Source organism: Nonomuraea sp. NPDC050783 (assembly GCF_040802095.1).
In the GTDB taxonomy this organism is placed as follows: Bacteria; Actinomycetota; Actinomycetes; order Streptosporangiales; family Streptosporangiaceae; genus Nonomuraea.
In genome coordinates this window covers 532,802-546,173 of sequence record NZ_JBFAHK010000006.1, presented here as the reverse complement: position 1 = coordinate 546,173, position 13,372 = coordinate 532,802, and the positions used below count along the sequence as shown (strand labels likewise).

Genomic DNA, 13,372 nt, shown 5'->3' with positions numbered 1-13,372 from the left:
GCATGGTCAGCGGGCGCGCCGCTACCTGGTGGCGGTCGCCGGCTCGTCCTGGTCGTGCAGGGCGGCCGCGGTGGCGGTGCCGGTGAGGCGCGCGACCGGGCCCTGGTAGAGGACGCGGCCGCCGTGCCTGCCCGGGCCGGGCCCGAGGTCGATGACCCAGTCCGCGTGGCGGATGACGTCCAGGTTGTGCTCGATCACGACGACCGTGTGGCCCTGGTCGACGAGCTGGTCCAGCACGCCGAGCAGGCCGGCGATGTCGCGCAGGTGCAGGCCGGTGGTGGGCTCGTCCAGGACGTACAGGGACGGCTCGGCGGCCTCGCGCAGCTCCTTGGCGATCTTGACGCGCTGGCACTCGCCGCCGGACAGCGTCGTCAGGGGCTGGCCGAGGCGCAGGTAGCCGAGGCCGATCCGGTCGAGGTGGCGCAGCGCGTCGCGGATGTGCCGGTCCGGCAGCCGGTCCAGGGCGTCGCTGATGGTCAGGTCGTCGAGGTCGGCGATGGACAGGCCGTTCACCCGGTGGCGCAGCACCTCGTCGGTGAAGCGCCGCCCGTGGCAGGTCTCGCACACGCTCTCCTGCCCGTCCATGAAGGCCAGGTCCGTATAGATGACGCCGAGGCCCTTGCAGTCGGGGCAGGCGCCGGCGGAGTTGGCGCTGAACAGGCCGGCGGGCAGGCCGCTGTGCTCGGCGAAGAGCCTGCGGATCGGCGCGGCGATGCCGGTGTAGGTGACGGGGGTGGAGCGGCGGTTGACGCTGACCGGGCGCTGGTCGATGGCGATGGCCTCGTGCTGGCAGACCAGCTCGGCCGCCAGGCTGGACTTGCCCGACCCGGCGACCCCGGTCAGGACGGTGAGGACCCGGGCGGGGATGTCCACGGTCAGGTTCTTGAGGTTGTTGCGGGTGGCGCCGGTCACCGTGATCGCGCCGGCGGGCGTGCGGGGCTCGGTGTTGAGCGGGACGCGTTCGGCGAAGGCCGCCGAGGTGGCGGTGCGGGCCGCGCGCAGCTCGTCGAAGCCGCCCTGGAACACCAGCTGCCCGCCGCCGGCGCCCGCCTCGGGCCCGATCTCGACGATCTGGTCGGCGATCGCCATGACGGCGGGGTCGTGCTCGACGACCAGCACGGTGTTGCCCTTGTCGCGCAGCCGCCGCAGCAGGCCCGTCATGGCGGTGACGTCGTGCGGGTGCAGCCCGACCGTGGGCTCGTCGAAGACGTAGAGCATCTCGACGAGGCTGCTGCCGAGGTGCTTGACGGTCTTGACGCGCTGCGACTCCCCGCCGGACAGCGAGGTGGTGGCGCGGCCGAGGTGCAGGTACCCGAGCCCGATGGTGATCATGGCGCGTAGCTTGTCGCCGAGCGCGGCCACGACCGGCGCGACGGCCGGCTCGCGTACCTGCTCCAGCAGCCCGGCCAGCTCGGTGATCTCCATGCGGGCCATCTCGCCGATCGTGCGTCCGAGGACGGTGGCGGTGCGGGCGGCTTCCTCCAGCCGGTCGCCGTGGCATTCCGGGCAGGTCTCGGAGCGGGTGAAGCGGGCGATGGTCTCCCGCTTGCGGTCCGACAGGTCGTCGGAGGTGTGCAGGTAGATGCGTTCGAAGCGCGGCACCACGCCCTCGTAGTCCTTGGGCGGGCGGGTGCCGAGGCGGGCGGCGTGCTCGCCGCCGTACAGCAGCGCCGCGCGCTCGGCCGGCGTCCAGTCACGCAGCGGGGTCTCGGCGTCGAAGCTGCCGATGTCGGCGTACTGGGAGTACCACCAGCCGCCGTTGCCGAAGCCGGGCAGCAGGATCGCGCCCTGGGCCAGCGACTTGTCCAGGTCCAGGAACCGCTCGACGGCGCTGACCACGATCTCGCCCAGCCCGGAGCAGGCCGGGCACATGCCGGTGGGGTCGTTGAAGGAGAAGCGGTTGGACTCGCCCACGTGGGGGGTGCTCGCGCGGGAGAACAGCAGCCGCAGGTAGGTCCAGGTGTCGGTGATCGTGCCGACCGTCGAGCGGGCGTTGCCGCCGAGCCTGCGCTGGTCGATCAGCACGACCGGCGACAGGCCCTCGATCTCGTCGGTGTCGGGCCGGGTCCACTTCGGCAGCCGGTTGCGGGCGAACGGCGGGAAGGTCTCGTTGAGCTGGTGCCCCGCCTCGGCGGCGATCGTGTCGAACACCAGCGACGACTTGCCCGAGCCGGACACCCCGACGAACACGATCAGCCGGCCGCGCGGGAGGTCCACGTCCAGGCACTTGAGGTTGTTGGTACGGGCGCCACGGATACGGATCAGGTGGTTCGGCATACGATCGACGCTAGGAGCAGATGTGGCCAGATTCCGGCCGCATCCGCGGGGAGAGTGGAGGCATGGCGGACGTCACCCAGCGCATCCTCGCCCTGCTGGCCACGTTGCAGAGCGGGCGGGCGTTCACCGGCGAGGAGCTGGTCGCCCGGCTCGGCGTCAGCCCTCGCACGCTGCGCCGCGACGTCGACCGCCTGCGCGGCTACGGCTACCCGGTCAGGACGCAGCCCGGCCCGGGAGGCCACTACCGGCTGGTGGCGGGCAGCGCGCTGCCGCCGCTCGTGCTCGACGACGACGAGGCCGTGGCCACCCTCCTCGGGCTGGCCGCGCTCGCCGCGACCGGCAGCGCCGCCGAGGGCAGCGTGGACGAGGCCGCCACCCGCGCCTACGGCAAGATCGACCAGCTCCTGCCCAGGCGGCTGCGGCACCGGGCCGCCCAGGTGCGCGCGAGCCTGGAGACCGGGGCGGCGCCGGGCCCGAGCGTCAGCGCCGACGTCCTGGCCGAGCTGGCCGGGGCGATCCAGCACCGCCATCCGGTGACCTTCGACTACACCGGCAAGGACGGCTCGCGCACCTTCCGCCGGGCCGACCCCTACCGCCACGTCCACCACCACCTGCGCTGGTACCTGCTGGCCTGGGACACCGGGCGGGGCGACTGGCGGGTGTTCCGCGTGGACCGCATCACCGGCCTGCGCGTGTCCACCGGCACCTACGAGCCCCGCCCGCTGCCGGCCGGCAGCGCGCTCGGCTACCTGCGCCAGGGGCTCGGCAAGGACCGCGAGCGGGTGGTGCTCACCGTCCAGGCGCCGCCGGCGGCCGTCGCCGACGCCTTCGTCCACCAGGACGTCGAGCTGGAGGCGCTGGACGGGCGGCGTACCCGGGTGGTGCTGATGCTCGACACCTGGCAGTGGCTGCTGCTGGGCCTGGCCTTCCTGGACGCCCCCTTCACCGTCGAGGAGCCGGCCCGCTTCCGGGGCGCCCTGCGGGGCTTCGCCGCCCGTCTGGCGGCCGCCTCCGGAGAGAGGTAGCGGGCCGGCCGCGTCGGGCCGGCCGCGTCAGCAGGTCAGCAGCCCAGCAGGTCAGCAGCCCAGCAAATCAGCAGCTCAGCGGGGACGCGCTCAGGGCGACGTCGTCGTACCAGAGGGTGTCGCGGTCGCCGCCGTAACTCTCCCAGCCCAGCCGCAGGGTCGTCGGGCGCGGGGCGGTGGCGCGGCGCAGCCATTGGGAGTCCACGTCCTGAGTGGGGACGCCGTCCACGCGCAGGCCCGTCACCTCCTGGTCGTCGAGGAAGGTGCGCATCGACTGCCGGGTGGTGTCGATCTCGTAGCGCAGGCAGATCCAGCGGCCGGTCGGCAGGGGTCTGCTCAGCGCGACGCCGGCCGGGCTCTGCTCGGGCAGGGTGGCGTCGTCGGACTCGCGGTTCCACTGCAGGGCGCCGTTCTGGCCGCCGACGCGCAGGTCGCGGTTGCCGTCGTTGGCGTCGGCCATGGTGATCATGCTGACGTGGCCGGCGGGCAGGGCGGTGGTGTGGCGGATCCACATGCGGGCGTGGAGCACCGGGCCGAGCTGGGACAGGTCGCGGGTGGTGGCGGCGAAGACGTGGTTGCAGTAGCCGCCGCCGCCGTCGATGCGCAGGGACCGGGTGCCGGTGTGCGCGAGGGTGGTGTCGATGGTGGCGGTGCCGGTGCCGGAGCAGTTGGGGGAGACGGTCCGCCAGTCGCCGGAGGGGGTGCCCGACTGGTCCTCGAAGCCGGAGCAGACGGCCGCGCCCGAGCAGTCCGGCTGGCCCGTCGGGGTCACAGTGGGGGTCACGGTGGGTGTGACGGTCGGGGTCGCCGTGGGTGTCCCGGTCGGGGTCGGGGCGTCGTTGCAGGGGGTGTCGTTGAGGGTGAAGGCGGCGGGTGCCGGGTTGGCCGCCGACCAGGTGCCCTGCAGGCCGAACTCGGTGGCGCCGCCGGCGGGCAGGGAGGCGTTCCAGGCGACGCCGGTGGCCGTCACGGTGGCGGCGTCCTGCTGCACCTGGGCGTTCCAGGCGTTGGTGACGCGCTGGTCGCCGGTGTAGGTCCAGCGCAGCCGCCAGGCGCTGAGCGCCGTCCCCAGGTTCGTCACCTTCACCTGCGCGGTGAAGCCGCCCTGCCACTGGTTGACCGTGTAGTCCACGCGGCAGCCGGTGGCGGCCGCGGCGGGGACGCCCGCGACGAGGCCGGCCACTGCCAGGGCGGCGGCGCAGGCGACGGCTGCCCACAGCCGTACGGGGGGACGGGTCATGAGTTCGCGCACCTTTCCCCGGGCTCGGCCCGGCACCGTTTGGGAGCGCTCCCAACACTGTTCCGCCGACGATGTTTCGCGTCCCCGCCCCGCCCTGTCAACGCCGCCCGGGCCGGCACCCGCCCCGACCAGCCAGGCGGACGCGCCTACCCGTGAACCTTTCACCACCGCCGGCGCCGGGCGCCCGTGGCGGGGCGGGTGGCCGGCCGGGGCGGCGTTGACAGACCGGGGCGCTCACGCTGCGACCTTGTCCAGGAAGGCGCGCAGGTTGACCCGGGTGCGGGCGAGCTTGTCGGCCAGGGTGAGCGACTCCTCCACGACGCCGCCGCCCGCCGCCTCCTTCCTGCCGCGCAGGTACAGGGAGCAGGCCAGGTCGGCGCACAGGTACTGCCCGACGGAGTTGCCCTGGCGGCCGGACTCGCCGGTGCGGCGGGCGGTCATCAGCGCGACGCCGCCGCTGGTGTGCGTGGTCAGGCAGAGCGAGCACATGCTGCGCGAGGTGAAGCCGCGGGCCGCGCCCGAGGTCACGCGCAGGGCGAGCCCGGCCAGGGAGCCGTCGTCGCGCTCGGCGATCAGGTAGGCGCGCTCGGGTGCCCCCGGATCTCGCCAGCCGAGGAAGTCGAGGTCGTCCCAGGGCTGGGCGGCGAGATCCTGGGGGAGGCCGGCGCGCTTGGCCTCGCCCTTGGAGCAGTTGATGAACGAGGCGCGGATGTCGTGCTCGGTGAGTGGTCTCATGAGCGGCGAGGCTAGTTTCCTTAATGCTATTATGCAAATGATTAAAGGCTTTAAGTTCTGTGGAACGGAAGGAGCCCGCGTGGCACGTGCGGGACTGACCGCCGACCGCCTGACCCGGGCCGCGGCCGAGCTGGCCGACGAGATCGGCTTCCCCAACGTGACCGTCTCGGCGCTGGCCCGCCGCTTCGGCGTCAAGCCGGCCGCCCTGTACGCCCACGTCAAGGACGCGCAGGACCTGAGGGTCCGGGTGGCGGTGCTGGCCCTGGCCGAGCTCGCCGACCGGGCCGCCACCGCCCTGGCCGGCCGCGCCGGCAAGGACGCGCTGGTGGCCTTCGCCGACGCCTACCGCGGCTACGCCAAGGAGCATCCCGGCCGCTACGCCGCCGCCCAGATCGAGCTGGACGACGAGACCGCGCACGCCAGCGCGGCCCGCCGGCACGCGGAGATGACGCGGGCCATCCTGCGCGGCTACGACCTGTCCGAGCCCGCCCAGACCGACGCCGTGCGCATGCTGCACAGCACCTTCCACGGCTTTGTGAGCCTGGAGCGGCAGGGCGGCTTCAGCCGCACCCCGCGCGCGGTGGACCTGTCCTGGGCCAGGACCCTCGACGCCCTGGACGCCGTCCTGCGCGACTGGCCGCCGGACGGCTGACGCCCGCTCAGCCGCCGGAGGGCGGGCCGGTCGTGGTCAGGGCCTCCCGGCCCTCGTCCCATCTCCACCGCACGTCGCGGCCGGTCAGATGCACGCCGCCGATCCACCGGTCGACGCCGTTGAGCGTCACGTGGTCCTCCTCTCCCGCCAGCACCCGCGCGCCGGCGCCGGTCAGGCGCACCAGGGTGCGGCGGTCGACCGGGGCGCCGGCGGGCCGGACGTCGAGCAGCGGATGCGGCGCCCGGGCCAGGCGGTCCATCGCCGCGAAGCACCAGTCGTCCCCGAGGTAGGGGCGGGCCTCGCGGGAGGCGGCGCGGACGAAGACGTCGCCGGCCGTGGCGTCCGTGGCGTCCGTGGCGTCCGCCGCGGCGGCCAGGACGCGGCGTTCGGTGAGGGAGAGCCCGTCGCGGGTGGAGGGGTACTCGCGGCAGAGGCGTTCGAAGGCCTCGCCGAGGAAGCGCAGCTCGCCGGAGCGGGTGGCGGCGATGGCCGGCAGGCCGTCCGGCGTCGGGGCGCGGAAGGCCGCCCAGGCCCGGGTCGCCAGGTCGAGCGCGGCCGGGGTGAGCCTGGCGCACGCCCTGGTCCCGGGCAGCTCGCGCAGCTGCCCGGGGTCCAGCTGGCCGAGGCCGCCGAAGCGGGCGATGCCGGGGTGCTCGCCGATGCAGATCAGCGTGACGCGCCCGGCCGGCACCTCCAGCTCGGCCAGGCGGGCCAGGATCTCCACGATCTGGAGCTGGTCGTAGAGGTCGGCCTCGAACCACAGGACGTACTCGCCGTCCCGGTTGGCGTCCACGGCGGCGTCGCGTTCCAGGAACATGCGGATGCTCTCGCCGTGGTCGTCCACGCCGGCCCCGACCAGGAACTCGGCCCTGATCCTGCGCAGCTCCTCGCGCCCGACCGCGGGGACGGGCCCTTCGTGGAGCACATCGCGCCAGTAGACGACGCGCTCGGCCAGCCCGGTGCCGGGGAGGTCGGTGGCGTCGCCGTTGCTGATGTGCAGCGCTGTGGCCATCCGCTCCTCGACCGGGGTGGGCCGCTCGCCCAGGAGGCGGCTGCGGGCGGTCGCGTACGACTCGCCGGTCTTCGCCATGCGGGCGCGCACGCGCCGCTTGAAGTCAGCCTGCTTGGTCATGGACGTCTCCCGCGCGCCGTCCGCGGATCCCCCAGCGACCGGTACGGCGGGCGCACGACCGACGAACAGATCACTCGTCCGGGAGGTGAACCTCCCTTTGCCTCCTGGGGTGACCCGGCTGGGGCGGGTCGCCGGAGGTTGGGCGCGGACGGCCGCACACCACCATGCTAGCGCCGGCATCGCCACTCACGACGAAAGCGCGCACCCCGGGGACGGGATGCGCGCTTTCGGCGAGGACGGAGGGTGGCGGACGGAGGGTGGCGGACGGGGGGCGGTGGATCAGACGGCGTAGTTCGGGTAGCCGTAGCCGACGACCTGGGAGGCCGGGCGGACCCGCTGCTCGACCTTGCCGTTGCCGGTGTTGCCCTCGATCGTGGAGATCGTGCCGTCGCCGTTGTCCTTGACGACGAACCCGACGTGGTTGATGGCGCTGAGGCTCTTGCTGCCGCTCCAGGAGAAGAACACCACGGCGCCGGGCCTGGCCTCGCCGCCCCAGCGGCCGTTGGCGGCGAACCACTTGGCGTGCGCGACGGTGTAGGCGTCCCAGCCGACCTGCGAGCGGGCGCCGCTCTGCTCGCCGACCCAGGAGACGAACATCGAGCACCACGGGGCGTTCAGGTAGGCGCCCCGGCTGCCGCCGTCACGCAGGACGGTCTCGCCGGCGCGCGGCGAGGAGGCGTACCACTGCTGGAACTTGGTGCCGCCGCCGTTGCCGTCCTCGGACGTGCCGACCTGCTCCCGGGCCAGGTTCAGGACCTGCTGGGCGGTGACGTTCACGCGGGCGCCGCTGTCCTGGGCGGAGTGCCGGGCGGCCGACGCGGACTGCTGGGCGGCCGTGTCGGCCTGCGCGGTCACCGCGGCCTGGGCGCCGAAGGCGGAGGCGGCGAGGGTCGCGCCCAGCGCGAGCCTGGCGGCGGGCAGCTTCGAGAAGGGCAGTTTCGAGAGGGACGGTTTCGGGGCACGGATGAGTCGGCTGATGGCCATGAGGCGATTGCTCCTTGCTTCCATGCCGCTTACCGGGTTAGCTGACGGGTTCGGGCGGTGGAAGCTGCCCTACGGCACGCGGACGTGCCGATTCACCCCGATCGGACGTGGGTCCCCGGTTCCGCGCGAGGCGGATTCAGCGGCCGCGGGCGACGTGGGCCCGCGGTGGGAGGATGGTGCGAACATGGCGCCCGGGATCCGGACGCCGCTCGGCGCGGCCCGCAGTCGCGGCCCCGCTCACGGACAGGTATAACAGCCCTCTGACCTGGGTCATTCCCGGGTCACGAAATCCCCATGACGGCCCGCGCGGGCATGGCCGGGGTCAGCCCCAGGTGAGGGGATCGAGGTGGAGGTAGAACCGCTCGCGGCCGCGGTCGGGGGTGTGGCCGGGGGTGTGGCCGGTCAGCGCGCCGCGAGGCCGAGTGCCGCCGCGGCGCTCTCCAGGGCGGCCAGGTGCTCCTCGACCGAGCGCAGCCCGGCCCGCATCGTGTCGATCGACAGGTGCGTGGCGCCGGCCTCCCGCCAGCGGCCCGCCAGCTCCTCCAGCTCGCCGGCGCTGCCCGTCCAGCTCGCCCGCCCCTCCATGCCGAGCCGGGACGGGTCGCGCCCGGCCCGCTCGGCGGCCTCCCCGACCACGGCCCTGGCCTGCTCCAGGTCGGGCCCGGGCGACATCTGCGGGAACCAGCCGTCGGCCAGCCGCCCGGCCCGCCGGTAGGCGGGGGGCGACTGCGCGCCGAACCAGACGGGGATCGGCCGCTGCACCGGCAGCGGCGCCAGGCCGGCGCCCGTCACCCGGTGGTGCTCGCCCTCGAAGGTGACCGTCTGCTCGCTCCACAGCCGCCGCATCACCGCCACCTGCTCCTCCACCCGCCGGCCCCGGCCGGCGAAGTCCTGGCCGAGGGCTTCGTACTCGACCCGGTTCCAGCCCAGCCCCACGCCCATGCGGAAGCGGCCGCCGGTGAGCAGGTCGATCTCGGCAGCCTGCTTGGCGGCCAGGACCGCCTGCCGCTGCGGCAGGATGATGATGCCGGTCACCAGCTCCAGCGACGTCAGCGCGGCCAGGTAGCCGAACAGGACCATCGGCTCGTGGAAGGTGGTGTGCACGTCGTAGGGGCCCGACCAGCCCCGGTGCACCGCCGGGTCGGCGCCCACCACGTGGTCGTAGGCCAGCAGGTGGCGGAAGCCCAGCTCCTCGACGCGCTGCCCGTAGGCGCGCACCGCGGCCGGATCGGCGCCGATCTCGGTCTGCGGGAAGACGACACCGATCTGCATGCGTGGCTCCTGTCATCGTGATCTTCCCCTCATCATCGGGGACCCCGCGGCGTCCGGGTGCCTACGACGCGCCTGACCGGCCGCGATGCCGGGCGCCCGTAGTTTGGACCTCGGAGGCCCGGGCAGCTGAGGGCCGCGTACCGACGGGGAGCACCAGGGGGTGAAGTGCCGACGTCCGAGCTGCGCGCCCGATGCGGCGCCGACCGGAGCATCAGCTGTGACATCGTTCGGGATCCCGGCCGCGCCGCCGGCGACCGTCGCAAGGGAGGGGCATGATGCGCCTGCCCGCCGCCCGCGGACCCATCACCGCCGGCCTGTTCGAGCGCCTGGCCGGCGCGCCCGCCGACGTGGAGCCGCCGCTGGTGACGCCGCCCTGCGCCCGCGCGCTGGAGGACGGCGACCTGCAGCTGGCCCTGTTCGTCTGCTATGAGCTGCACTACCGCGGTTTCGAGGACGTGGACGAGCGCTGGGAGTGGCAGCCGTCGCTGCTGGCCCTGCGCCGCGAGCTCGAACGCTGCCTGGAGGCGGCCCTGGAGCACGCCGTGCCGCGTCCCGCGCCGGTGCCGCCCCATCAGGTGCGCCGCGCGCTGAACGAGCTGGTCGCCCACGACGAGCAGCAGGGCCCGGCGCTGTCGGCGTACCTGCATCGTGAGGCCGATCTGGGCCGTTTCCGCGAGTTCGTCGTGCACCGCTCGATCTACCACCTCAAGGAGGCCGACCCGCACACGTGGGCCATCCCGCGCCTGCACGGCGTGCCCAAGGCCGCCCTGGTGGAGATCCAGTCCGACGAGTACGGCGGCGGCCACGCCGAGCGCGTGCACGCCGAGCTGTTCAAGGCCACCATGACCGGGCTGGGGCTGGACGCCTCCTACGGCGCCTACCTGGAGCGGGTGCCCGGCATCACGCTGGCGGTCTCCAACGTCATGTCGCTGTTCGGGCTGCACCGCCGGTTGCGGGGCGCCCTGGCCGGCCATCTGGCGGCGCTGGAGATGACCTCCTCGCTGCCCAACCGCCGCTACGCCACGGCGCTGCGCCGGCTGGGCGGGGACGCGGCGGCCACCCGCTTCTACGACGAGCACGTCCAGGCCGACGCCGTGCACGAGCAGATCGCCGCGCACGACCTGTGCACCGGCCTGGCGGTGCAGGAGCCGTCGCTCACCGGCGACATCCTGTACGGGGCGGCGTGCGCGCTGGGCGTGGAGCGGCTGTGGGCGGGCCACGTCCTGGACCGCTGGCGGCAGGGCGCCAGCTCGCTGGAGAACCGGGTGCCGCAGGACGACGTGATGACCGCCAGCCCCGCCTGACCGTGATCGGCCGGGCCCGGCGGCGGGCCGGCCTCACGCGGCCGGGCGCTGTCCGTGGGCCTCGTGGGCCTCGTGCGCGTCGTGGGTGAGGTCGTGGGTGAGCTGGGCCACCACGTCGGCGTCGGAGACGATCGCGACGGCGTAGAGCGTGCCGGGCGACAGGGCCGCGGCGGGGCCGGCCAGGTCGTCCAGCGACATGGCGCGGCTGCGCCGGGCGGGGACGGTCATGCGGTACGGGCCCAGCGGCCGCTGGCCCTCGGCGCAGAAGGTCAGCTCGACGCAGGCGTTGCGCGGCCCGGAGTTGGACAGGCTGAGCCGGTCACCGGCCACCCAGCCCTCGGTGACCGCCATCTTCTCGGCTCCGACTGACGTCCTCATACGCGACTCCCGTGTCCTCGTGCCTCCGTCGTGCCGCTACCCACAGGCCGCTACCCACAAAGGCGCGCTCTATCCGGCTTCCTTGCTGGGCAGGTCACCGGCATGGAGACCGGAAAGGGGCGCGGCAGCGGCGGCTCTCCGCTGGGCCGCATCCTGGCGAGCGGGACGGCGGCGCTGGAGGGCATCAAGAGCCTGGGGCCGGGCCGCTGGTTGCGGATGGAGCGCGAGCAGCTGGTCCAGACCGTCAAGGTGACGGGGGCGTGCGTGTTCGGCTGGTGGCTGGCGGCGGTCGTGCTCAAGCTGGCGCTGCCGGTGCTGGTGCCCATCGGCGTGCTGCTGACGGTCTCGGCGACCGCCTACAGCACGGTGGTGCGCGGCGCGCAGCAGGTCGGCGCGATCGTCGTGGGCGTGGGGGCGGCGACGGGCCTGATCTGGCTGATGGGCGTCAACGCGCTGACCCTGGGCGTGCTGGTGGTGTCGGGCCTGGTGCTGACCCGCCTGCTCAACCTGCCGGCCCAGAACGTGCAGATCCCGATCACCGCGCTGCTGGTGTTGTCGCTGGGCAGCACCTACGGCTTCGCCCGCCTGGCGGACGTGCTGCTGGGCGCGGCCATCGGCATCGCGGCGAACCTGCTGATCCTGCCGCCGCGCTACGTGGAGCACGCCATGCGGGAGCTGTGCGAGCTGTCGGGCGAGCTGTCGGAGCTGGCCGAGGACATGGCGGGCGGGCTGCGCTCGCGGTGGGGCAAGGACGTGGCCGAGGACTGGCTGGAGCGGGCCCGCGGCCTGGCGCGGCGGCTGGAGGACATGGAGGCGACGGCCGACCAGGCGGCCGAGTCGGTACGCCTGTCGCTGCGCCGCCGCCGCTACGACCGCCGGCTGCGGCAGGTGGCCGAGGCCGCGACCTGCCTGGATCACGCCTGCCAGCAGTTGCGGGGCGTGGCCAGGGGGCTGGCGGACCTGGTGGCGGGCGTGCGCGGGCTGCCGGGCGAGGAGGCGGCCGAGCTGCCCGAGCCGCTGGCCGGGGAGCTGGCCACGCTGGCGCGGCTGTTCGCCACGTTCGGGCGGTTGCAGGTCGGCCGGGGCCGCGGCGAGGACCTGCGGGAGCTGCGGGCGGCGCTGCGCGACGGCGAGCACCAGCAGCGGCTGTCGCTGGCGCTGCTGGACCGGGTGGGTGACGACCGGCTGCGGTCGTTGCAGGGGGCGCTGCTGGAGGACTGTGCCCGTATCCGGCACGAGTTCGACCCCGACCACGGGCCGCACCGCGACGCCTTCCCCTGAGCGACCCGCCAGGTCGCGGTCGCCCGTCAGGCGGCGGGGGTCCGGGAGGGGTGGCCGGGGCCGAGGACGGCCCTGATCTCGGCCGGGTCGTCCACGCGGCCGCAGTGGGCGCACGTCGTGCGCTGGGTGACGCCGTGGCCGCAGGCGGCATGGGTGTAGAGGATCGGCGGCTCCCCGTCGGTCGCCCACTGGTCGCCCCATTCGGTGAGCGCGACCAGCACGGGCGCGAGCGCGCGGCCCTTGTCGGTCAGCAGGTACTCGTACAGGTCGGGGTGTTCCGGGGATCTCTCGCGGCGCATGATCCCGGCCTCCACGAAGCCGGCCAGGCGGGTCTTGAGCACGTTCGTGGCGATGCCCAACCTGCGCTGGAACTCGCCGTAGCGGGTGACCCCGCCGAACACGGCCTCGCGCGCGATGAGCAGGCTCCAGCGTTCGCCGACCACCTCCAGGGCGCGCGCGATGGAGCACACCTGGGACTCGTAGCTCTTTCCCAACACGTCACTGATCCTACCGAACCACTTGCGTCATGAAAGCGTATGGCTCTACGGTGACTTGCATGATGCAAGCAGATGAGCGGCGGCACTTCACCACCACCGTCACGGTGGACAAGAGCCCGCAGGAGGCGTTCGAGGGCGTCACCGACGTGCGCGGCTGGTGGTCCGAGGACGTCAAAGGCGTCACCGACCAGGCCGGCGCCGTGTTCTACCACCACTACAAGGACGTCCACCGCTGTACGGTCCAGATCACCGAGCTCCAGCCCGGCAGGAAGGTCGTCTGGCGTGTCCTGGACAACCACTTCGACTTCGTCACCGACCAGGGCGAGTGGAAGGGCACCGACGTCGTCTTCGAGATCACCGGCAAGGACGGCGGCGCCGAGATCCGCTTCACCCACGTGGGCCTGGTCCCGGCGCACGAGTGCTACGACGTGTGCGCCAACGCCTGGAGCGGCTACATCGACGGCAGCCTGCGCGACCTGATCAACACGGGCAAGGGACAGCCCAACCCCGGCGAGGACGGGGACATCCCGGTCCACCAGCGGGCCGCCACCGCCGCCCGCGCCGGGCGTACGGAGCCGGCCGGCGCCTGAGCCCG

At 73.9% G+C, this 13,372-nt stretch carries 13 protein-coding genes and 1 riboswitch; of the genes, 5 read left to right on the top strand and 8 right to left on the bottom strand.

The window, feature by feature from the left end:
- Positions 1-21 precede the first annotated feature (21 nt).
- On the bottom strand, positions 22-2,277 hold the full coding sequence (locus AB0H75_RS20030; RefSeq protein WP_367798094.1) for an ATP-binding cassette domain-containing protein: 2,256 nt from the start codon (positions 2,275-2,277) through the stop codon (positions 22-24).
- A gap of 62 nt (positions 2,278-2,339) precedes the next feature.
- Here AB0H75_RS20030 and AB0H75_RS20025 point away from each other — a divergent pair, with 62 nt between their 5' ends.
- Positions 2,340-3,302 (top strand): helix-turn-helix transcriptional regulator, encoded by a 963-nt coding sequence (locus tag AB0H75_RS20025; RefSeq protein ID WP_367798092.1) that lies wholly within the window; start codon positions 2,340-2,342, stop codon positions 3,300-3,302.
- Between the two features lie 67 nt (positions 3,303-3,369).
- On the opposite strand, the gene AB0H75_RS20020 is transcribed toward AB0H75_RS20025, so the two are convergent.
- The gene (locus AB0H75_RS20020; protein WP_367798090.1) at positions 3,370-4,542 is read right to left on the bottom strand and encodes a cellulose-binding domain-containing protein; all 1,173 of its coding nucleotides are present in this window, start codon (positions 4,540-4,542) and stop codon (positions 3,370-3,372) included.
- Between the two features lie 234 nt (positions 4,543-4,776).
- A complete protein-coding gene (locus AB0H75_RS20015) occupies positions 4,777-5,277 on the bottom strand; it encodes an FBP domain-containing protein (protein WP_367798088.1) in 501 nt (166 codons plus the stop codon).
- A gap of 79 nt (positions 5,278-5,356) precedes the next feature.
- Between AB0H75_RS20015 and AB0H75_RS20010 the strand changes: the two genes are divergently transcribed.
- The gene (locus AB0H75_RS20010; protein ID WP_367798086.1) at positions 5,357-5,929 is read left to right on the top strand and encodes a TetR/AcrR family transcriptional regulator; all 573 of its coding nucleotides are present in this window, start codon (positions 5,357-5,359) and stop codon (positions 5,927-5,929) included.
- 7 nt (positions 5,930-5,936) lie between these two features.
- Here the strand turns inward: AB0H75_RS20010 and AB0H75_RS20005 are convergent, their stop codons facing one another.
- From AB0H75_RS20005 to AB0H75_RS19995, 3 genes are all read right to left on the bottom strand, one after another.
- Positions 5,937-7,061: a hypothetical protein gene (locus AB0H75_RS20005; RefSeq protein WP_367798084.1), complete on the bottom strand. Its 1,125-nt coding sequence runs from the start codon at positions 7,059-7,061 to the stop codon at positions 5,937-5,939.
- Between the two features lie 279 nt (positions 7,062-7,340).
- A complete protein-coding gene (locus AB0H75_RS20000) occupies positions 7,341-8,045 on the bottom strand; it encodes a CHAP domain-containing protein (RefSeq protein WP_367798082.1) in 705 nt (234 codons plus the stop codon).
- An 11-nt stretch (positions 8,046-8,056) separates the two neighbouring features.
- Positions 8,057-8,197: riboswitch (cyclic di-AMP (ydaO/yuaA leader) on the bottom strand.
- Between the two features lie 250 nt (positions 8,198-8,447).
- Positions 8,448-9,317 carry an LLM class F420-dependent oxidoreductase gene (locus AB0H75_RS19995; protein ID WP_367798080.1) on the bottom strand — a complete coding sequence of 290 codons (870 nt, stop codon included), beginning with the start codon at positions 9,315-9,317 and terminating at the stop codon, positions 8,448-8,450.
- Positions 9,318-9,589: 272 nt separating this feature from the next.
- Between AB0H75_RS19995 and AB0H75_RS19990 the strand changes: the two genes are divergently transcribed.
- Positions 9,590-10,621, top strand: coding sequence for an iron-containing redox enzyme family protein (locus AB0H75_RS19990; protein ID WP_367798078.1), 1,032 nt, complete (start codon positions 9,590-9,592; stop codon positions 10,619-10,621).
- 33 nt (positions 10,622-10,654) lie between these two features.
- Here the strand turns inward: AB0H75_RS19990 and AB0H75_RS19985 are convergent, their stop codons facing one another.
- Positions 10,655-10,999, bottom strand: a complete 345-nt coding sequence (locus AB0H75_RS19985) for a sensory rhodopsin transducer (RefSeq protein ID WP_367798076.1) — start codon at positions 10,997-10,999, stop codon at positions 10,655-10,657.
- Between the two features lie 102 nt (positions 11,000-11,101).
- Here AB0H75_RS19985 and AB0H75_RS19980 point away from each other — a divergent pair, with 102 nt between their 5' ends.
- On the top strand, positions 11,102-12,280 hold the full coding sequence (locus AB0H75_RS19980; protein WP_367798074.1) for an aromatic acid exporter family protein: 1,179 nt from the start codon (positions 11,102-11,104) through the stop codon (positions 12,278-12,280).
- 26 nt (positions 12,281-12,306) lie between these two features.
- Here the strand turns inward: AB0H75_RS19980 and AB0H75_RS19975 are convergent, their stop codons facing one another.
- Entirely contained in the window at positions 12,307-12,777 is a 471-nt protein-coding gene (locus tag AB0H75_RS19975; RefSeq protein WP_367798072.1) for a winged helix-turn-helix transcriptional regulator, read from the bottom strand.
- A gap of 59 nt (positions 12,778-12,836) precedes the next feature.
- Here AB0H75_RS19975 and AB0H75_RS19970 point away from each other — a divergent pair, with 59 nt between their 5' ends.
- Positions 12,837-13,367: an SRPBCC domain-containing protein gene (locus AB0H75_RS19970; protein ID WP_367798070.1), complete on the top strand. Its 531-nt coding sequence runs from the start codon at positions 12,837-12,839 to the stop codon at positions 13,365-13,367.
- The last annotated feature ends 5 nt before the right edge of the window (positions 13,368-13,372 follow it).

Excerpts from the sequence above, each read along its gene's own strand:
- AB0H75_RS20015 (WP_367798088.1), bottom strand. The coding sequence starts at position 5,277 with ATGAGACCACTCACCGAGCACGACATCCGCGCCTCGTTCATCAACTGC.
- AB0H75_RS20000 (WP_367798082.1), bottom strand. The coding sequence starts at position 8,045 with ATGGCCATCAGCCGACTCATCCGTGCCCCGAAACCGTCCCTCTCGAAA.
- AB0H75_RS20025 (WP_367798092.1), top strand. The coding sequence starts at position 2,340 with ATGGCGGACGTCACCCAGCGCATCCTCGCCCTGCTGGCCACGTTGCAG.
- AB0H75_RS19980 (WP_367798074.1), top strand. The coding sequence starts at position 11,102 with ATGGAGACCGGAAAGGGGCGCGGCAGCGGCGGCTCTCCGCTGGGCCGC.
- AB0H75_RS19985 (WP_367798076.1), bottom strand. The coding sequence starts at position 10,999 with ATGAGGACGTCAGTCGGAGCCGAGAAGATGGCGGTCACCGAGGGCTGG.
- AB0H75_RS20005 (WP_367798084.1), bottom strand. The coding sequence starts at position 7,061 with ATGACCAAGCAGGCTGACTTCAAGCGGCGCGTGCGCGCCCGCATGGCG.
- AB0H75_RS19970 (WP_367798070.1), top strand. The coding sequence starts at position 12,837 with ATGATGCAAGCAGATGAGCGGCGGCACTTCACCACCACCGTCACGGTG.
- AB0H75_RS20020 (WP_367798090.1), bottom strand. The coding sequence starts at position 4,542 with ATGACCCGTCCCCCCGTACGGCTGTGGGCAGCCGTCGCCTGCGCCGCC.
- AB0H75_RS19990 (WP_367798078.1), top strand. The coding sequence starts at position 9,590 with ATGATGCGCCTGCCCGCCGCCCGCGGACCCATCACCGCCGGCCTGTTC.
- AB0H75_RS19995 (WP_367798080.1), bottom strand. The coding sequence starts at position 9,317 with ATGCAGATCGGTGTCGTCTTCCCGCAGACCGAGATCGGCGCCGATCCG.
- AB0H75_RS20030 (WP_367798094.1), bottom strand. The coding sequence starts at position 2,277 with ATGCCGAACCACCTGATCCGTATCCGTGGCGCCCGTACCAACAACCTC.